The organism is Streptococcus sp. 27098_8_75, assembly GCF_041432475.1.
Lineage (GTDB): Bacteria > Bacillota > Bacilli > Lactobacillales > Streptococcaceae > Streptococcus > Streptococcus gordonii.
Genome location: NZ_JAPVZR010000005.1, coordinates 115,617 through 133,287 on the forward strand (window position 1 = coordinate 115,617; position 17,671 = coordinate 133,287).

The window sequence follows — 17,671 nt, forward strand, 5'->3', positions numbered from 1 at the left end:
CTCTAAAAAACACTGGTATTTTTCATGTCAATATGATAAAATATTGGTGATAAATAAACATTTTCTTGGATATTTATTCAAGAAGAGAGCTTGGTTTTTTGCACTTTGTTAGATTTTAGGAGGAGAAAACAATGAGTGAAGAAACAAAAAAAGGGTTTAGGATGCCTTCTTCCTATACCGTCTTGATTATTATCATTGCTGTTATGGCAGCACTAACTTGGATTATTCCAGCTGGTCAGTATGATGTCAACAAAGAAGGAAACCTGATTGCTGGAACATATAAACAGGTTGCTTCTAATCCTCAAGGGATTTGGGATGTCCTTATGGCACCGATTCGTGCGATGCTTGGACACGAACCTACAAAGGCAGCGATTGACGTTTCCTTCTTTATCCTGATGGTAGGTGGTTTCCTTGGCGTTGTCAATGAAACTGGAACATTAGATGTAGGGATTGCTTCTATCGTGAAGAAGTACAAAGGCCGTGAAAAAATGTTGATTGTCATCCTCATGCCTCTGTTTGCCCTTGGCGGTACAACTTATGGTATGGGTGAAGAAACCATGGCTTTCTACCCACTTCTTGTTCCTGTTATGATGGCGGTTGGTTTTGATAGTATTACAGCCGTAGCTATTATCCTACTTGGCTCTCAAATTGGATGTTTGGCATCCACTCTAAATCCATTTGCAACAGTTATCGCTTCGGATACAGCAGGCGTGCCGACAGCAGATGGTATTGTGCTACGTCTTATCTTCTGGTTTGTAATGGTTGCAATGAGCACTTACTTTGTTTATCGTTATGCGGATAAGATTCAAAAAGATCCTACCAAATCTTTGGTATATAGCCAAAGAGAAGAAGATTTGAAACACTTCAATGTAACAGATAACGATGATGCACCTTCTGTCTTGAGTAAGAAACAAAAACATGTTTTATATCTCTTCATTGCAACATTTGTTATCATGGTTGCCAGCTTTATCCCTTGGACAGACCTTCATATCAATCTTTTTGAAAACTTTAATTCTTGGTTAACAGGTCTTCCTGTAATTGGTAAAATTATTGGTTCTTCAACTGGGGCTTTAGGTACTTGGTACTTCCCAGAAGGCGCAATGCTCTTTGCCTTTATGGGTATCTTGATTGGTATCGTTTATGGTCTTAAAGAAGACAAGATTATCTCAGCCTTCATGAATGGTGCTGCTGACTTGCTCAGTGTTGCCCTTATCGTAGCGATCGCGCGTGGTATCCAAGTTATCATGAACGATGGTATGATTACTGCGACTATCCTTCACTGGGGTGAACAAGGACTTAAGGGTCTATCATCTCAACTATTCATCATCTTGACTTACATTTTCTACTTGCCAATGTCATTCTTAATCCCATCTTCATCTGGTCTTGCCAGCGCAACAATGGGTATCATGGCACCTCTAGGAGAGTTTGTCAATGTTAAAGGAAGCTTGATTATCACTGCTTACCAATCAGCTTCAGGTGTTCTTAACTTGGTAGCACCAACTTCAGGTATCGTTATGGGAGCTCTTGCTCTTGGACGTATCAGTCTTGGTACTTGGTGGAAATTCATTGGTAAATTGATTGTAGCCATTATCGTTGTCAGCATTTTGTTGCTTCTCTTGGGTACCTTCATTCCAGCTATTGGTTAAGAGATGTGAGGTGCTTCCATGAAAAATTATCTAACAGAACAAGTAAAAAAAGAATTTCTCGAATCTTTGAAAACTCTTATTTCCTACCCATCTGTTCTTAATGAAAATGAAAATGGAACACCTTTTGGACAAGCTATTCAAGATGTCCTAGAAAAAACTTTAGAAATTTGTCGAGGAATAGGCTTTACAACCTATCTCGATCCTAAAGGTTATTATGGATATGCAGAAATCGGTCAGGGAGAAGAACTCCTGGCCGTTCTCTGTCATTTGGATGTTGTTCCATCAGGTGAAGAAGCAGATTGGCAAACACCGCCGTTTGTGGCAACTGAAAAAGATGGCTATCTCTTTGGACGCGGTGTTCAGGATGATAAAGGACCGTCAATGGCAGCTTTGTATGCTGTTAAAGCATTGCTAAATAGTGGTGTTCGCTTTAAAAAACGAGTGCGTTTTATTTTCGGGACAGATGAGGAGACACTCTGGCGTTGCATGGGTAGATACAATGAATTGGAAGAAAGGGCGACTCTTGGTTTCGCTCCTGATTCATCCTTCCCATTGACCTATGCTGAAAAGGGGCTTTTACAGGTCAAGTTGCATGGACCCGGGTCCGATTTTATCAAACTTGAAGTTGGTGATGCTTTTAATGTTGTACCAGCTAAAGCTAGTTACCAAGGCCCTTTCTTAGAGAAAGTAATTGCGGGTCTAAGAGCGACAGGCTTTGATTACGAAGTATCGGCTAATCAGGTGACGGTCCTTGGTGTTCCAAAACATGCTAAAGATGCTGCTGAGGGAGTCAATGCAATTGTTCGACTGGCTAAGGTACTCCAAGTTCTTGCTCCCCATCCTGCTTTAGCTTTTATTGCTGAAGCGGTAGGAGAAGATGCAACAGGAGCCCACTTATTTGGTCCCGTTTCAGATGAACCATCCGGAAGTTTATCTTTTAATATTGCCGGATTGACAGTCAGTTCCGAAAAATCAGAAATCCGAATTGATATTCGAATTCCTGTTTTAGCAGATAAAGAAAAATTAGTTCAAACATTGACCGACAAGGCATCTGATTATCGCTTGGTTTATGAGGAGTTTGATTATCTAGCGCCTTTATATGTACCAAAAGATAGCGAGTTGGTCAGTACTTTGATGAGTATTTATCAAGAAAAAACTGGTGATGATAGTCCAGCTATGTCATCGGGTGGAGCAACCTTTGCTCGTACTATGCCAAACTGTGTTGCCTTTGGTGCTCTTTTCCCTGGTGCTGAGCAGACGGAACATCAGGCTAATGAACGAGCTAAACTAGATGATCTTTACCGGGCAATGGATATCTATGCGGAAACGATCTTCCGTTTGGCTGGAGAATAAAAGAAAAGGAGTTGAGATTTTCAACTCCTTTTGCTTATTTACTAAAGAAAAATGGTGGGGCAAATTCTTTAAGCTTATCAAAACATTCAATGGCAGATGAATTGTCTTCGCAGATGATCAAACAGACATCATCTCCACAGACAGTTGCAACGATTTGAGGTAATTCCAGTGCATCCAGAATCGCTCCAAATGACTGGGCTAGGCCGGGTAGAGTTTTCATGACCACTTGATTCTGAACGGGCCGTAGCATGATGAGGGCATCTTCCATATAAAAACGCAGACGCTTCTCCCAGCGGGAAGGAGCAATACTATTTATAACATAGTAAGAAATATTGTTTTCAGTGACCTTGACCAGGTTGAGGGCCTTCATATCACGAGACAAGGTTGATTGGGTAACAATAACGCCGTTGGCTTCAAGGAGTTCCTGAAGTTCTTGTTGAGTATGGACTTTTTTCTCCATAATCAGGGAACGAATTAAACGATGTCTACTTTCTATTTTGTTCATAAAATTACCTACTATTTGATAAACATAGCGTCTCCAAAACTGAAGAAGCGGTAACGCTCAGCAATAGCGTGTTCATAAGCCTTTAAGGTTAGGTCCCGTCCAGCAAAGGCTGAGACTAGCATAACTAAAGTTGATTTAGGTAAGTGGAAATTGGTCGAAAAGGCATCAACAATTTGCCACTGATAGCCTGGTTTGATAAAAATATTGGTCCACCCAGAATCAGCTTGGATATCGCCTTGAAACTTATTTCCGATAGTTTCTAGAGTTCGGATTGAAGTTGTTCCGACAGCGATAACACGATGACCATTTGCCTTAACCTCGCGGAGGGTAGCGGCAGCTTCTTCAGACAAAGTGTAAAACTCAGAATGCATTTCGTGGTCATCTAAATTGTCAACAGAAACTGGTCGGAAAGTGCCAAGTCCAACGTGAAGGGTCAGATAAACCAACTTAACTCCCTTGGCTTCAATTTGTGCAAGCAGTTCTTTAGTGAAATGAAGTCCAGCTGTTGGGGCAGCAGCAGAGCCATTCTCTTTAGCATAGACAGTTTGATAACGTTCGCGATCTGCTAATTTTTCATGAATATAAGGAGGCAGGGGCATTTCACCCAAGCTCTCTAGCACTTCTAAGAAGATCCCTTGATAGTCAAAGCGGACAATCCGTCCCCCGTGTTCTAGTTCTTCTACAACTGTAGCTGTCAGTCGACCATCCCCAAAGGAAACTTGAGCACCAACTTTCAGACGTTTAGCTGGTTTTGCTAAGACCTCCCATTGATCTCCTTCAGTATTCTTTAAAAGTAAGAGTTCAACGTGACCACCAGTCCCAGCTTTCTCACCGTAGAGACGAGCAGGCAGGACCCGAGTGTTATTCATGACAAGGGCGTCGCCAGGCTGGAGTTGATCAATAATTGAGTCAAAATGCTGGTCAGAAAATTCTCCGCTTGATCGGTCTACAACCAATAAACGGGAGGCATCGCGTTTTTCAAGAGGAGTTTGGGCGATAAGCTCCTCTGGTAAGTGAAAGTCAAAATCGGCAGTGTTCATTATTTCTCCTTAAACAGTCCATATAATCCATAAAAAGTAAGCACAACATAAAATTGGAAGGCTAGTTAGTAAAATCCCAATACAAAGAGCAATCATTCTTAATGTTTTGATGGCTCTAAAAAATAGGCTGAGTACGAGAAAGACAACACCCAGTAAAAATAAAAGTAATAAATACAGTAACATTCTTATATTATATCACGATTTTATCTTTCTTTGCTGGCAAAATTTAAAATATGAAAATTTCTATCTTGACAAAAATTGGTCTATACCATATAATAATATTAGAGAAAAGTTCAGGAGGATTCTGATGAAAATTATTCAAGTAGCTGACCAAAATGAAGGCGGGAAAGTAGCAGTAGAAATCTTAAGAAGCAAGCTAGCAGAAGGCGCTAAAACACTTGGTTTAGCTACTGGTAGTAGTCCGCTTAGTTTCTATAAGGAATTAATTGAAAGCGATATTGATCTCTCTGATTTAGTCAGTGTAAATCTAGATGAGTATGTTGGCTTAGAGGCTGATGATCCCCAATCTTACCATTACTTTATGAATGAAAACCTTTTTTCTCATAAACCTTTTAAAAAGATTTTTTTACCAAATGGCAAAGCTGAGGATGCTGAAGAAGAGACAGCAGCTTACAACAGAATTTTAGCGGAGAATCCAGTAGATTTCCAAATTTTAGGAATTGGAACTAATGGTCACATTGGTTTTAATGAGCCAGGAACAAGTTTTGAGAGTCAAACCCACCTGGTTGATTTGACTCCATCTACAATCGAAGCAAATGCTCGTTTCTTTGAAACAATCGACCAAGTTCCGACCCAGGCAATTTCTATGGGGATTGCAAATATTATGGCTGCCAAGTCAATTGTCTTGTTTGCTTATGGGAAAGGAAAAGCTCAGGCAATTGCTGGAACAGTAGCAGGACCTGTTACTGAGGAGCTGCCGGCCAGCGTACTCCAGAATCATGAGGATGTTACGATTATTGCAGATGCTGAAGCACTTAGCCTATTAGATAACTAAAATTTCCTACCTGTTTATCAGGTGGGATTTTTTTGAAAAAATATATCTACTTTTCAGATGTATTTTCTAAAATATTTTCTATTTTGTTTGGGAAATATGATATACTAATTAGTAACGATGAAAAATTAGGAGGCTTCTGGTGAAGAAGAAATGGATAGCACTTGTTTGCTTGGTAACATTATTATTTGGGGCAGCTACAGTTAGTGCAGATGAGCTCATGGATATTACTCGGAAAGCCTATCCAGATGTAAAAGATATCAACCGTCCCAGATCTTCACTGATTATAGATGGGAACACGGGAGATGTCCTTTGGCAGGATAACATTGATGAAGTTCGAGATCCAGCGAGTATGAGTAAATTGATGACACTTTATCTTTTGTTTGAGGCTATGGGGCAAGGAAAGCTTTCAGAAGATACCATCATCAAAGCTAGCCAGACAGACCAGAATATTGCTGGAATTTATGAAATTTCCAATAACAAAATTGTGGCGGGTGTAGATTATACAATATCTGAGTTGATAACTATGACAGTCGTTCCTTCTTCTAATGCAACGACGGTTATGATTGCGAATTACTTATCTAATAATGATCCAGACGCTTTTTTGGACCAAATGAATAGTAAGGCTAAAGAACTTGGCATGACCAATACACATTGGTACAATGCGAGTGGAGCTGCGGCTTCATCCTTTAAAGGCTTCTACACTCCTCAACGATATGATAATAATGCGGCTAACCAGACAACGGCTCGCGATCTAGCTATCCTTGCTTATAATTTTGTTAAGAAATATCCTGGTATTTTAAAATACACAAACAAGCCAGTAGTTACTGTCAAAAAAGGAACACCTTATGAAGAAACTTTTGAGACATACAATTACTCAGTTCCAGGAGCCAAGTATGGACTGGAAGGAGTAGATGGCTTAAAAACAGGTTCTAGTCCTAGAGGAGCCTTCAACTATATTGCAACTGTCAAACGTGGTGAACAACGTATTATCAGTGTGATTATGGGGGTCGGAGATTGGTCTGATCAGGATGGTGAGTACTATCGTCATCCATTTGGAAATGCTTTGATTGAAAAAGCCTACGCAGATTACGAATATAAGAAACTCCTGACTGCAGGAGAGCACAAAATTGATGGAAAAACCTATAAACTTGAAAAAGATTTTTATGGGACTGTCAAAAAAGGAACAAATCCAAAGCTAGTTGTGAAGGATGGCGTTTTGGAAGTTGATAATGGACTTTTAACCCTGTCTACATTAATTAGTGATGGAATGAAAGTAGAACTGGCTGACGATGGAGACTCACCAGTTATGGATTCTAAAAATGATCAAGGAGCAAATTCTTCAAATAAGGCAAAATCTGGACTTTTATTAGATCCCAAATTGCTTTTATTAGTTCCAGTCTTGGTACTTTTTGCGATTGTTTTTCTTGAATCTGGTCGAAGAAAAAAACGGAATCGACCTCTTGCTGGACGCGATAACCTGGAAGATGATTCTCAGAATTATTCGCGTCGAAATGGGCGATAATGTATAGTGGCTGGGATTTCCCAGCCCTTTTGTAATGTTAGAAATACACTCCAATGTTTTTTAATAAGATTTAATATTAGTAAAGAATGAGAGAACGATGTTTAAAAAGTTTTATAATAGTTATCTAGCTTATGTCCTGGTTTATACTTTTTATTTTTTATCCTTTGCCTTGTTTTCAAGCTTGATTTCTGTCTATATGCTGGGTTTAGGCTTCTCAGCTGGTCAGACATCCGTAGTCGTATCGGTCGCTTTTTTTGCTTCTATGCTGGCCCAACCAATTATGGGAATTTTAAATGACCGCTTGAGCATCAAGAAGGTGACCCTGTTTAGCTTTGGAGCTATTATCTTTATTGCAATCTATTTTATGCAAGTTAGAGATTTGTTAGGCTTAACTATTGGATACAGTTTGGTGGTTATGCTGATTAATGGTGTCAATCCAGTTATGGATGTACTTGCTGCACGAAGTCCCTACACTTATGGAAAAATTCGAATCTGGGGAACGATTGGCTATGCATTAGGTTCTCAACTGGCTGGTGTACTCTACCAATATGTTTCTCCTATGGCTATTTTTATTGCTTTCATCGGAGCAATGATCATTACAATTGTCGGTGTCCTTTCCATTAAAATCCGCTCTGAATCTCCCAAATCAGATGAAGCCCCAAAAAATAAGAAAGACTCTTATATCAGTCAGATTTTGACCAATAAAACCTATCTCTACTATTTGCTGATTGTTGCTCTTTATTCAGGAGTTGGAAATGCAGGTCATACTTATATTCCTGCCATGTTGCAGCATAGCGGTCTGAGTGTTGGAATGGCCTCAACAGTTGTATCAATTTCTGTTATCTGTGAGTCACCACTGATCTTTTATTCTTATCTTTTTATGGATAAACTGTCTGCTAAAAAGCTCTTATTGTGTCCGTTACTGATTATGTTAGTCCAATACACAATTTATGGACTCAATCTGGGACTAGCCTCGAAAATCATTTTGACCTTGGCTTCTAAACATGTTTCAGGTATGCTTCTCATTATGGTCACCTTAAAGATTGTTTCAGCCATTGTGGACTCCAAGTACTTAGTGACTGCTATTGCCCTAGTACAGACGGTTAGAAGCCTTGGCTCCATTTTTATTCAACATTTTGCTGGAGCTGTTATTGATGCAGCGGGATATGAGACAATGAGTTTCTTTCTAGCAGGTTTAATGGTCTTGGTAATAGTTTTAGCTTGGTTTTTAAAGGTACCCGAAAAAGAAGACCAGAAGTTGTTTTCATAAAAAAGCTAGGATTAGTCCTAGCTTTTTTTCTATTCTTAAGATTTAGAATCTGATTGCGGCAGAAGCAACTTTCATTGTTTCTGGTACAGTTACAAGCACTTGACCAGGATTCAGATGATATTCCTTTTCTATCCAGTTTTGAAGGTCTCTGTCTGAGAGTTTTGAGAATCCTTTGAAGTAATTAGCTTCAGGGAAATATTCCCATTTACCTGTTTTAAGGAAGTTTGGATTGTCTAGTAAGGGAGGAATGCTGTCCAAATGCTCAAATCGAATCAGAGTATAGTAGGCATTCCCCCGCGATAGTATATTGCTTTTTAAGAGAATGGATAGCTTAAAAAAGCCATAACAAATAGCAGGTATCAGAATGACCATGCCTAAAAAACTAAATAAAAATGTTAAGAAAGACATAAATTTAAACCACCTTTCCTTTACTCTATTTATGTTGAGAGCATTATAGCACTTACTGAAAGCGTTGTCAAATTTTTGTTCTATTTTTTAAAGGATAAAATAAAACCCTTTTTCCGTTTCGATATGGAAAATCTTGCTATTCAAAATAGCGCTTTCTTTTCCTATAATGGAAGTAGTAAAAACTAGGAGGAAATGCAAAATGTCAACATTTAAAGATGGATTTCTCTGGGGTGGAGCTGTTGCAGCCCACCAACTGGAAGGTGGCTGGCAGGAAGGTGGGAAAGGTATTAGTGTAGCTGATGTTATGACTGCGGCTCGCCATGGAGTGCCTCGGGAAATTACCCCAGGGGTCCTAGAAGGCAAGTACTATCCTAATCACGAGGCCATTGATTTTTATCATCGTTATAAGGGAGATATCGCTCTTTTTGCGGAAATGGGCTTTAAGTGTTTTCGGACTTCTATTGCCTGGACGCGGATTTTTCCTAAGGGAGATGAAAAGGAGCCTAATGAAGCTGGTCTCCAATTTTATGACGACCTTTTTGATGAATGCCTCAAGTATGGTATTGAGCCTGTTATCACTTTGTCTCACTTTGAAATGCCTTATCATCTAGTAACCGAGTACGGTGGTTGGAAAAATCGTCAGGTGATTGACTTCTTTGTTCGTTTTGCAGAAGTTGTTTTTAAGCGTTATAAGGACAAAGTCAAATACTGGATGACTTTCAATGAAATCAATAACCAAGCTAATTATCAGGAGGATTTTGCTCCCTTCACCAACTCTGGGATTGTATACAAGGAAGGCGATAATCGCGAAGCAATCATGTATCAGGCAGCTCACTATGAATTAGTGGCTTCAGCACGAGCAGTTAAGGTTGGTCACGAAATAAATCCTGACTTCCAAATTGGTTGTATGATTGCCATGTGCCCTATTTATCCGGCTACTTGCAATCCTAAGGATATTCTCATGGCTATGAAAGCTATGCAGAAGCGCTATTATTTCACTGATGTGCATGTCTTTGGTCGCTATCCTGAGCATATTCTCAAATACTGGGAAAGAAAGGGAATTAAGGTGGACTTTAGCGAGCAGGATCAGGAAGACTTGCTGGCGGGCACTGTTGACTATATTGGCTTTAGCTACTACATGTCCTTTGCAATTGACTCCCATCGGGAAAATAACCCTTACTTCGACTATATAGAGACTGAAGACTTGGTTAAAAATAACTTTGTCAAGGCTTCTGAATGGGAATGGCAGATTGACCCAGAAGGCCTGCGCTATGCTCTCAATTGGTTTACCGATCATTATCATCTACCGCTTTTCATTGTAGAAAATGGCTTTGGAGCTATTGACCAGGTGGAAGAGGATGGTATGGTTCACGATGATTACCGAATTGACTATCTGGGCGCTCATATCCGCGAGATGAAAAAGGCCGTAGTAGAAGACGGTGTGGATCTCATGGGCTACACGCCTTGGGGATGTATTGACCTAGTATCAGCAGGTACGGGTGAAATGCGCAAACGATACGGATTTATCTATGTAGACAAGGATGATGATGGCAAGGGGACCTATGAACGTTCACCGAAGAAGTCCTTTAACTGGTATAAGGAAGTCATTGCATCAAATGGAGCTAATCTTTAGTCAGCTATAAAATTACCACAAAATATAGAGGAGGAGATGGCAAGTGTGCTGTTTTCCGCCTCTTTTTTTGGAAAAATTAGGAGAAAAACATGATTGGAAGTATTGCGGCAATTTTAACAACCTTCGCCTTTTTGCCACAGGTCATTAAGGTCATCAAAAGCAAGGATACAGAATCTATAGCGCTTGGTATGTATCTGATGCAAGTTCTAGGAATCGCCTTATGGTTAGCACATGGCCTAGTCATTCAGGATTTACCGCTCATTTTAGCTAATAGTGTTTCTTTTATTCTTTCAGGAACAATTTTAGTCTATAAAATAAGATATAAGTAGCTGTTTAGAAACCATTTCCGTTTCGATACGGAAAAAGGTTAAATGGAAGTTGGTGGCGTTTTCATATATAATTGAGTTATCAAAAATAAGTTTTAAAAGGAGAATGATCATGGCAAAAGCATTAATTATCTGCGCGGCAGGAATGTCTTCATCACTGATGGCAAAGAAAACAACAGAGTTTTTGAAAGCGAAAGGAGAAGATGTTGAAGTAGATGCCATTAGCGCGACTGAAGGTGGTAAGGCTATTGCAGATGCAAAATTTGATCTTTATTTAATTAGTCCTCAAACTAAAATGTACTATAAACAGTTTGAAGATGCTGCCGCTAAAGTAGGAAAACCAATCGTTCAAATTCCTCCTCAAGCCTATATCCCAATTCCTATGGGGATCGAAAAAATGGCTAATTTGATTAAAGAAAATATTTAAGTGGTAAACTAGAGGTAGTGACAACTGATTTTGTAAAGAAGGAGGATAAGTGTTTTGCATCAAAAAGAAAAAATAATTCTACAGTATTTGATGGATAATGCTGACCAATACATAACTAGTATGGAATTGGCAACACACTTAACCTGTTCGGATAGAACTGTTAGAAACTACCTCAAAAGTTTAGTCGGGATGCCTACTAGTCAAACAGGCTGGAAAATTATTGCCAAGCAGGGGCATGGCTATCGATTCGTTATTGATAATAAAGATGTATACCAAAAATTTCTTCAAAAAGAAGTATTGGGAGAGGCGTCAACAGAAGTTATCGAAGGAATCGATGATCGATATAATTATATCTTGAATAAGCTCCTCTTTGAGCAGGAATCCATTTATTTTGATGATTTGGCTGACGAATTATATGTTAGTCGGTCTACCCTGTCTTCTGATTTTAAAAAGATTCGACAGGATTTAGCCAAGTACGACTTACAAATCGAAAGTAAGCCTAAATGTGGTGTCTACGTCACAGGAGATGAGCGTAATATTAGGCGGTTCATTATTGATTTTTTCTTTCATGACAAATTTTTCCAAGTTCTCCATAATTATATCAAGATAGAGGTTTCTGGTAGACCAATTAGCCTTGAAGAATTAACGATTATCGTCCTTGATGAATGCCGGGAAGGTCAATTAAAACTCTCTGATTTTGTCATTCAAAACTTAGTCATTCACATAGCTCTTTCTCTCAAAAGAATTGGAGAAGGCTTTCAGATTAAGCAATTAGATAGTTGGTCAATGGATGAATATAGGGAAGAAGGAAAAATTGCAGAGAAGATCTTAAAACGCGTCTATCATTCAACTGGCCTCGAATTTCCAAAAGAAGAAGTGGATTATATAACTCTGCACTTGGTTTCAAAGGGAAATTTACAAACGAATAAGTGTGAAAAAGAAGATGTTGCTCAGCAAATCAGAAAGCAATTATTATTTGTTTTAGAGCAAAGTAATTTTACACATGAATACCCCTTCAAGAATGATTTTCAATTAATAGAAGGTTTGGTTGCCCATTTATCTACCCTCTTTGTACGGCTGAAAAATCATGTTAAAATGGATAATCCTCTTTTGGCAGAAATCCAAAATCAGTATGCAGGGATCTTAGAAATGACGGGCAATATTTTATCGGCCATGCCGATATTTGCTAACGAAAAATTGTCTGACGATGAAGTGGCTTATGTAGCTCTACATTTTATGACTTCTTTGGAGCGCCTGAAAGAAAAACAAAAGTTTAATATACTAGTCATCTGCGCAACTGGCTATGGTTCAGCCCAAATGCTTAAACATCGAATCGATAATGAGTTGGGCAATCTAGTTCGTATTGTTGATGTGATTGGTTACTATGAAATAAATGATGAACGTCTAAAAAATATTGATTTTATTATATCTTCGATAGATTTATCAAACCTGGTCTTTAATATTCCAGTTTTTACTGTCAGTATCTTTCTTAATTCAGATGAAATTAGGGAAATCAGACATAAAATTTCTCTGTTAAAACCGATAAAAAACTACAAATTAGACCAAGAAACTAATGTAGTTGAGTCGGATCAAGAGAGAATATTTGATGGTTATTTCTCACCTGAATGCTTTGCTGTACTTCATGAAGTTAGTAAAGATCAAGTAATAGACAGTCTTTTACAAAGAATGTCTCAGGGAGAAGATGAACAATTTGTAACTCAAATGAAAGACTTGATTGAGCAAAGAGAAGAGATGAGTTCGATTGTTTTTTCTGATACTGTTTCTGTTCCCCATCCAATCAAAGCTTATGCGAAAGGTCATAGGATTGGAGTTGCACTCATACCTGAAGGAGTAGTGTGGTCTCCAGAGTATCCAAAGATAAAACTGGTATTCCTCCCTTCGCCTTCCGTTTTTGGGAATGAAAACTTATCTAGCTTGACTTCCAAAATTGTCCTCTTGCTTGAGCAAGAGGAACTGCAAGAACAGATGATCAACTGTCAAACTTTCACAGACTTTAAAAAACTATTTCTCAGAATTCGATAACGTAAGGAGGCTTTTTATGAATCAAGAAGAGCTACAAGTTGCCGCTTTTGAAATTATTTTGAATAGTGGCAATGCTAGAGCGACCGTCCATGAAGCATTTTCGGAAATGCGTGAGGGTCATTATGCTGAAGCAGAGGAAAAATTAGAGCTAGCTAATACAGAATTAGTAGAAGCCCATCGAGCTCAGACAAAGTTACTGCAGGATTATGCAAGTGGGATTGAGATGAAGATGGAAATTATTATGGTTCATGCTCAAGACCACCTTATGACAACCATGACGCTTCGGGAAGTAGCTCTTGAGATGCTGAGTCTATATCGTAAGATTGAACAATAAGATAAACTGAACGAAGGGGAGCGAAACATGCAAACACAAGAGCAAAAACGGAAAGAAAATAGCCTGAAATCGACTTATTTCAACCGTTATTTGATGCTGAGATATTCTTTAGCAGCCATGTTTTTTGGAAATTTGTACTGGTTGCTTGTCCAGCTCTTTAACTGGACTTTATATGCAGTCATTCCTATCGTTTTACTGATTTCTTCTATACTAGCAATAGCTGAGCAGTTTAAAATGTATGGTACAAAAGAAGTTTATTTGACTAAAACAAGATTGTTTTTCAATTTACAATCAATCGTTCAAATTCTATTGATCGCTCTTGTATTATGCACTGATCAAATCTCAATCATCTTTCCTATCTTCACTGCTAAGCTAAATAGCAAGTTGTTTATTGCTTTCATACTGGGGTTAGGCCTGTTGATTAGTCTTTTTAGCCTTCATAGAATAAGATTAATTTTGGAAGGTCGAGATCGAGCTTTGTTAAGACTTCAGCAATTAGAAAAAATAATGTAAAAATATAAGGAGGTTTCGTTATGGAACAACAAGGAGGACTATTTGGTTTCTTAGAGAAATATCTCATGGGACCAATGGGGAAAATTGCCCAGTACAAAATAGTGCGGGCGATCACAGCTGCAGGTATGGGGGCGGTACCATTTACCATTGTTGGATCAATGTTTTTGGTATTTAGTGTGTTGCCACAATCCTTCTCATTCTGGCCAATCGTTGCAGATATTTTTGCAGCTTCATTTGATAAGTTCCAATCGCTCTACATGATTGCCTATTATGCAACTATGGGTGTCTTATCACTTTATTTCGTTCTAGCTATGGGCTATGAATTGACAAAGATTTATGCCGAAGAAGAAGGTCTAAACATGAATCCGCTCAACGGAGCTATGTTGTCTCTTTTTGCCTTCATCATGACCATCCCTCAAATTGTTTTTGAAAAAGGTGCTATGACAGCGGTGACTAGTCTCAAAAAAGGTGCTGTTATTGCTGATGGTTGGGCAATTAGTAATGGAGTGACTCGTTTTGGCACAACAGGTATTTTCACAGCCATTATCATGGCGGTGGTAACCGTTCAGATCTACCGTCTCTGTCTCAAGAAAAACTGGGTCATCAAGATGCCTGAAGCTGTTCCAGAAGGTGTGTCTCGTGGTTTTTCTGCTTTGATTCCTGGTTTTGTAGTTGCCTTTACAGTTCTCTTCATCAATGGTGCTCTTGTGATGATGGGGACAGACATCTTCAAAGTGATTGCGATTCCTTTTAGCTTTGTAACTCACTTAACCAATTCATGGATTGGTTTGATGATCATCTATTTCTTGACCCAATTGCTATGGATTGTTGGGATTCACGGTGCAAACATTATCTTTGCCTTTGTTAATCCAATTGCCCTTGCAAATATGGCAAGTAATGCATCAGAGGGAACCCGTTTCATTGTAGCCGGCGAGTTTTCTAATATGTTTGTTATTGCAGGTGGTTCTGGTGCGACTCTAGGTCTATGTATCTGGCTTGCAACTCGTGCCAAATCTGAGCAATTAAGCGCTATTGGTAAGGCTTCAATCGTTCCCGGTATCTTTAACATCAACGAACCTCTTATTTTTGGTATTCCTATTATTTACAACCCTACCCTAGCTGTACCATTTATTTTGGCACCAATGACCTCAGCTACCATCTACTATTTAGCGATGGAGCTAAACTTGATCAAGGCAGTCTTTGGCCAAGTTCCTTGGCCAACTCCTGTCGGAATAGGAGCCTTCTTGGGAACAGGTGACCTAAAAGCGATAATTGTAGCCCTTGTCTGTGCTCTAGCAGCCTTCTTAGTCTACTATCCATTCATCCGTGCTTATGACAAAAAGCTTCTTAAAGAAGAACAAGGAGCAAGTCTTTAATAAGCGCAGTTAGATATAGAAAAAGAGAAACTTGATAACGAGTTTCTCTTTTCTTTTACGAATAAAGGAGGTAAATGTTTGAGGAGGTGTTCATGTTTTCAGCGCGTGATAAGGATGGGAAGATCCTTCATTTACTAAAGGAGTCATCCGTTTCAAAAGGAGATTATTTTTGCCCAGGGTGTGGAGGGCCTGTCCGTTTGAAAAAGGGTAAAATCATGCAGCCCCATTTTGCACATATTCGTTTATCCGACTGCCATTATAGTGTCGAAAATGAAAGTAGAGAACATCTAAACCTTAAGGCGGCCCTTTTTCGCTGGGCCAATCAAACGACTGGGGTAGATGTAGAAGTGTTTTTACCAGACTTGCAACAGGTAGCGGATGTCTTAGTTGATGAGCGCCTTGCTTTAGAGGTTCAGTGTAGCAGTCTTTCTCAAGATAGACTTTGGGAGCGGAGTCAAAGATATCGCCAAGCTGGCTATCAAGTTCTCTGGCTTTTGGGAAAGAAACTCTGGCTCAGGCAAACACTAACCCCCTTGCAGAAGCAATTCCTATATTTCAGTCAAAACATGGGTTTTCATATCTGGGAATTGGACGAGGAAAGAAAGACACTAAGGCTGAAGTATTTGATTCATGAAGACTTTCATGGGAGAATCCAGTATAAAGAAAAAGAATTTCCTTTTGAAAAAGGAGAATTATTAGATATCTTACGCCTGCCTTTTAGCAAGCAGGAAATGAGTAGTTTCTTAGTGAAGTCAGATCCTGATATTTGTCACTATATCCGTCAGCAACTCTATTATCGAAATCCCAAGTGGATGAAAATACAGGCCAGCTATTATCAAAAAGAAAAAAATCTTTTAACCATGTCCAGAGAAGAATTTTATCCGCAAGTGCGCCCGATTCGTTCAGACCAGCCCTTGTGTCAGATTTCCCAAGACCTATCTACTTATTATGAAAACTTTCAGAGTTATTATCAAAATTCTCCAGATAAAAAGTACCAGATTGTCTACCCACCAGCCTTTTACGCAAGTTTAGATCAGTCTTGCTGAAAATTGGTGTAGCCCAGTTGTCTATTTTTGGGGCATTCTAGAATCTATCAAAATCGTGTATAATAAAATAAACTTACTACCAAATGGATTAAGACGTTAGACTTTATATTAAGTCTCCGTCCCAAAAGGTATCAGAAGTAAAAGGAGCCATCATGAAGAAAATAATTGTCATCTTTTTGAGTATTCTAACGATCAGTTCAGGCATGATTTTAGGAGCTTGTAGTGTGGTAAACAGTCAGTCAGAAAAAAAGAATGAAAATATGCAAATGATTAAACTAGTAGAAAGTAAAGAGGCTGAAAAAGCATTTTATCATTGGTTTACTTATGTTGATCCTCGAGCATTTAAAAAAGAGGGCTTTATACAAAGTTATGAAATAGATAGAAGCTCAGTTTCAAAAAATCCAATGAGTGGGATAGACTTCAATATTATAATAAATGGAAATTCTGATTTTATTATCAGTTGCAATATAAATAAAAATAGTGACGGAGAGATAGAAAGCACTAGTGCCACTTATTCTGATAAGTTATCCCAAGCATTGGAAAGATAGGAGTTTGGCAAGGTATTAATAGATGATGAATAATTAAATGATAAGCAATATGTGGATATTGCATTAAGAGAATATCGTATTGATTCAAAAACTAAGGATGTGGTAATTGGGGAAGAGGGAAACGAAAGGGGTCGTCATGAAGAAAATGATTGTCATCATTCTGAGTATTCTAACTGTCAGTTCAGGCATGATTTTAGGAGTTTGTAGTGTGGTAAACAGTCGTTCAGAAAAAGAAGAAATGCTTCAGATTGCGCAAAGTCGAAAAGCTAAAAAGTTAGTTGAGGAAATGTTAAGGAAGAAAGATCCTGAAGCGTTAACAGAAAAGGGGATAATAAAAAAATATACAATAAATGAAAAAATCTTAAATATAATCCTATGGGTGGCTTAATAGTTGAGATTATAATAAACGATGACCCGGAATTAACAATTACCACAACATTGATGGAAGAGTCTGATGGAAAGCTAGAGCATTCAGGTTATGTAATCTCTGGTGAACTCGCAAAGAAATTGAGAGGAGAATAATATGGCGTATGATAAATAATTTAGTGATAAGAAAAACGACCTCTTTGGATCCGAGTCCTACATCGTAGGGAAACGGGTCCAAAGTTTTTTTAATATATTTTATCAATTGAAATATACAGTCATTTTCAAACTTGAGTTTTATAT

The 17,671-nt window shown here is 38.6% G+C and carries 17 protein-coding genes and 1 pseudogene; 15 read left to right on the forward strand and 3 right to left on the reverse strand.

The genetic code is table 11. The features are described 5' to 3' along the window. The first annotated feature begins 131 nt into the window (after positions 1-131). Together O3640_RS09080 and O3640_RS09085 are read left to right on the forward strand one after the other, a co-directional pair. Positions 132-1,646 carry a YfcC family protein gene (locus O3640_RS09080; protein WP_045635089.1) on the forward strand — a complete coding sequence of 505 codons (1,515 nt, stop codon included), beginning with the start codon at positions 132-134 and terminating at the stop codon, positions 1,644-1,646. Between the two features lie 18 nt (positions 1,647-1,664). Then, positions 1,665-2,999, forward strand: coding sequence for a dipeptidase (locus tag O3640_RS09085; RefSeq protein ID WP_268723238.1), 1,335 nt, complete (start codon positions 1,665-1,667; stop codon positions 2,997-2,999). A 34-nt stretch (positions 3,000-3,033) separates the two neighbouring features. Here the strand turns inward: O3640_RS09085 and O3640_RS09090 are convergent, their stop codons facing one another. After that, positions 3,034-3,504 (reverse strand): arginine repressor, encoded by a 471-nt coding sequence (locus O3640_RS09090; RefSeq protein WP_008809514.1) that lies wholly within the window; start codon positions 3,502-3,504, stop codon positions 3,034-3,036. 11 nt (positions 3,505-3,515) lie between these two features. Further along, positions 3,516-4,544: a tRNA preQ1(34) S-adenosylmethionine ribosyltransferase-isomerase QueA gene (gene queA / locus O3640_RS09095; protein WP_223349833.1), complete on the reverse strand. Its 1,029-nt coding sequence runs from the start codon at positions 4,542-4,544 to the stop codon at positions 3,516-3,518. 307 nt (positions 4,545-4,851) lie between these two features. Here queA and nagB point away from each other — a divergent pair, with 307 nt between their 5' ends. From nagB to O3640_RS09110, 3 genes are all read left to right on the forward strand, one after another. After that, complete coding sequence (nagB, locus tag O3640_RS09100) at positions 4,852-5,559, forward strand: glucosamine-6-phosphate deaminase (RefSeq protein ID WP_268709764.1); 708 nt, start codon at positions 4,852-4,854, stop codon at positions 5,557-5,559. A gap of 139 nt (positions 5,560-5,698) precedes the next feature. Next, entirely contained in the window at positions 5,699-7,081 is a 1,383-nt protein-coding gene (locus tag O3640_RS09105; protein WP_048809536.1) for a DUF1958 domain-containing protein, read from the forward strand. Between the two features lie 97 nt (positions 7,082-7,178). Further along, complete coding sequence (locus tag O3640_RS09110; protein ID WP_223349835.1) at positions 7,179-8,351, forward strand: MFS transporter; 1,173 nt, start codon at positions 7,179-7,181, stop codon at positions 8,349-8,351. A gap of 42 nt (positions 8,352-8,393) precedes the next feature. Here the strand turns inward: O3640_RS09110 and O3640_RS09115 are convergent, their stop codons facing one another. Continuing rightward, positions 8,394-8,759, reverse strand: coding sequence for a hypothetical protein (locus tag O3640_RS09115; protein WP_223343803.1), 366 nt, complete (start codon positions 8,757-8,759; stop codon positions 8,394-8,396). 199 nt (positions 8,760-8,958) lie between these two features. On the opposite strand from O3640_RS09115, the gene O3640_RS09120 reads away from it, so the two are divergent. The 10 genes and pseudogenes from O3640_RS09120 (at position 8,959) to O3640_RS09165 (ending at position 17,527) form a co-directional block, all read left to right on the forward strand. Further along, positions 8,959-10,392, forward strand: a complete 1,434-nt coding sequence (locus O3640_RS09120) for a 6-phospho-beta-glucosidase (RefSeq protein ID WP_227221425.1) — start codon at positions 8,959-8,961, stop codon at positions 10,390-10,392. Positions 10,393-10,481: 89 nt separating this feature from the next. Beyond that, the gene (locus O3640_RS09125) at positions 10,482-10,721 is read left to right on the forward strand and encodes a SemiSWEET transporter (RefSeq protein ID WP_125402689.1); all 240 of its coding nucleotides are present in this window, start codon (positions 10,482-10,484) and stop codon (positions 10,719-10,721) included. 109 nt (positions 10,722-10,830) lie between these two features. Next, complete coding sequence (locus O3640_RS09130; protein WP_012130645.1) at positions 10,831-11,145, forward strand: PTS cellobiose transporter subunit IIB; 315 nt, start codon at positions 10,831-10,833, stop codon at positions 11,143-11,145. A gap of 90 nt (positions 11,146-11,235) precedes the next feature. After that, positions 11,236-13,188 (forward strand): BglG family transcription antiterminator, encoded by a 1,953-nt coding sequence (locus tag O3640_RS09135; RefSeq protein ID WP_227221454.1) that lies wholly within the window; start codon positions 11,236-11,238, stop codon positions 13,186-13,188. A 16-nt stretch (positions 13,189-13,204) separates the two neighbouring features. Next, a complete protein-coding gene (locus O3640_RS09140; protein ID WP_060970211.1) occupies positions 13,205-13,522 on the forward strand; it encodes a PTS cellobiose transporter subunit IIA in 318 nt (105 codons plus the stop codon). A 27-nt stretch (positions 13,523-13,549) separates the two neighbouring features. Beyond that, positions 13,550-14,035 carry a hypothetical protein gene (locus O3640_RS09145; RefSeq protein WP_227221424.1) on the forward strand — a complete coding sequence of 162 codons (486 nt, stop codon included), beginning with the start codon at positions 13,550-13,552 and terminating at the stop codon, positions 14,033-14,035. 20 nt (positions 14,036-14,055) lie between these two features. Then, the gene (gene celB / locus O3640_RS09150; protein ID WP_070492954.1) at positions 14,056-15,411 is read left to right on the forward strand and encodes a PTS cellobiose transporter subunit IIC; all 1,356 of its coding nucleotides are present in this window, start codon (positions 14,056-14,058) and stop codon (positions 15,409-15,411) included. A 92-nt stretch (positions 15,412-15,503) separates the two neighbouring features. After that, positions 15,504-16,457, forward strand: a complete 954-nt coding sequence (locus tag O3640_RS09155) for a competence protein CoiA (protein ID WP_070492957.1) — start codon at positions 15,504-15,506, stop codon at positions 16,455-16,457. Positions 16,458-16,609: 152 nt separating this feature from the next. Then, positions 16,610-17,005 carry a DUF1310 family protein gene (locus O3640_RS09160; protein WP_125376390.1) on the forward strand — a complete coding sequence of 132 codons (396 nt, stop codon included), beginning with the start codon at positions 16,610-16,612 and terminating at the stop codon, positions 17,003-17,005. A gap of 136 nt (positions 17,006-17,141) precedes the next feature. Continuing rightward, positions 17,142-17,527, forward strand: a pseudogene (locus tag O3640_RS09165) (DUF1310 family protein). Positions 17,528-17,671: the final 144 nt, after the last annotated feature.

What these genes read in the sequence shown, in the direction of transcription:
- O3640_RS09080 (WP_045635089.1), top strand. Translation starts at nt 132, where the DNA reads ATGAGTGAAGAAACAAAAAAAGGGTTTAGGATGCCTTCTTCCTATACC.
- O3640_RS09160 (WP_125376390.1), top strand. Translation starts at nt 16,610, where the DNA reads ATGAAGAAAATAATTGTCATCTTTTTGAGTATTCTAACGATCAGTTCA.
- O3640_RS09110 (WP_223349835.1), top strand. Translation starts at nt 7,179, where the DNA reads ATGTTTAAAAAGTTTTATAATAGTTATCTAGCTTATGTCCTGGTTTAT.
- O3640_RS09135 (WP_227221454.1), top strand. Translation starts at nt 11,236, where the DNA reads ATGGATAATGCTGACCAATACATAACTAGTATGGAATTGGCAACACAC.
- O3640_RS09115 (WP_223343803.1), bottom strand. Translation starts at nt 8,759, where the DNA reads ATGTCTTTCTTAACATTTTTATTTAGTTTTTTAGGCATGGTCATTCTG.
- queA (WP_223349833.1), bottom strand. Translation starts at nt 4,544, where the DNA reads ATGAACACTGCCGATTTTGACTTTCACTTACCAGAGGAGCTTATCGCC.
- O3640_RS09120 (WP_227221425.1), top strand. Translation starts at nt 8,959, where the DNA reads ATGTCAACATTTAAAGATGGATTTCTCTGGGGTGGAGCTGTTGCAGCC.
- O3640_RS09140 (WP_060970211.1), top strand. Translation starts at nt 13,205, where the DNA reads ATGAATCAAGAAGAGCTACAAGTTGCCGCTTTTGAAATTATTTTGAAT.
- O3640_RS09130 (WP_012130645.1), top strand. Translation starts at nt 10,831, where the DNA reads ATGGCAAAAGCATTAATTATCTGCGCGGCAGGAATGTCTTCATCACTG.
- O3640_RS09125 (WP_125402689.1), top strand. Translation starts at nt 10,482, where the DNA reads ATGATTGGAAGTATTGCGGCAATTTTAACAACCTTCGCCTTTTTGCCA.
- celB (WP_070492954.1), top strand. Translation starts at nt 14,056, where the DNA reads ATGGAACAACAAGGAGGACTATTTGGTTTCTTAGAGAAATATCTCATG.
- nagB (WP_268709764.1), top strand. Translation starts at nt 4,852, where the DNA reads ATGAAAATTATTCAAGTAGCTGACCAAAATGAAGGCGGGAAAGTAGCA.
- O3640_RS09155 (WP_070492957.1), top strand. Translation starts at nt 15,504, where the DNA reads ATGTTTTCAGCGCGTGATAAGGATGGGAAGATCCTTCATTTACTAAAG.
- O3640_RS09090 (WP_008809514.1), bottom strand. Translation starts at nt 3,504, where the DNA reads ATGAACAAAATAGAAAGTAGACATCGTTTAATTCGTTCCCTGATTATG.
- O3640_RS09085 (WP_268723238.1), top strand. Translation starts at nt 1,665, where the DNA reads ATGAAAAATTATCTAACAGAACAAGTAAAAAAAGAATTTCTCGAATCT.
- O3640_RS09145 (WP_227221424.1), top strand. Translation starts at nt 13,550, where the DNA reads ATGCAAACACAAGAGCAAAAACGGAAAGAAAATAGCCTGAAATCGACT.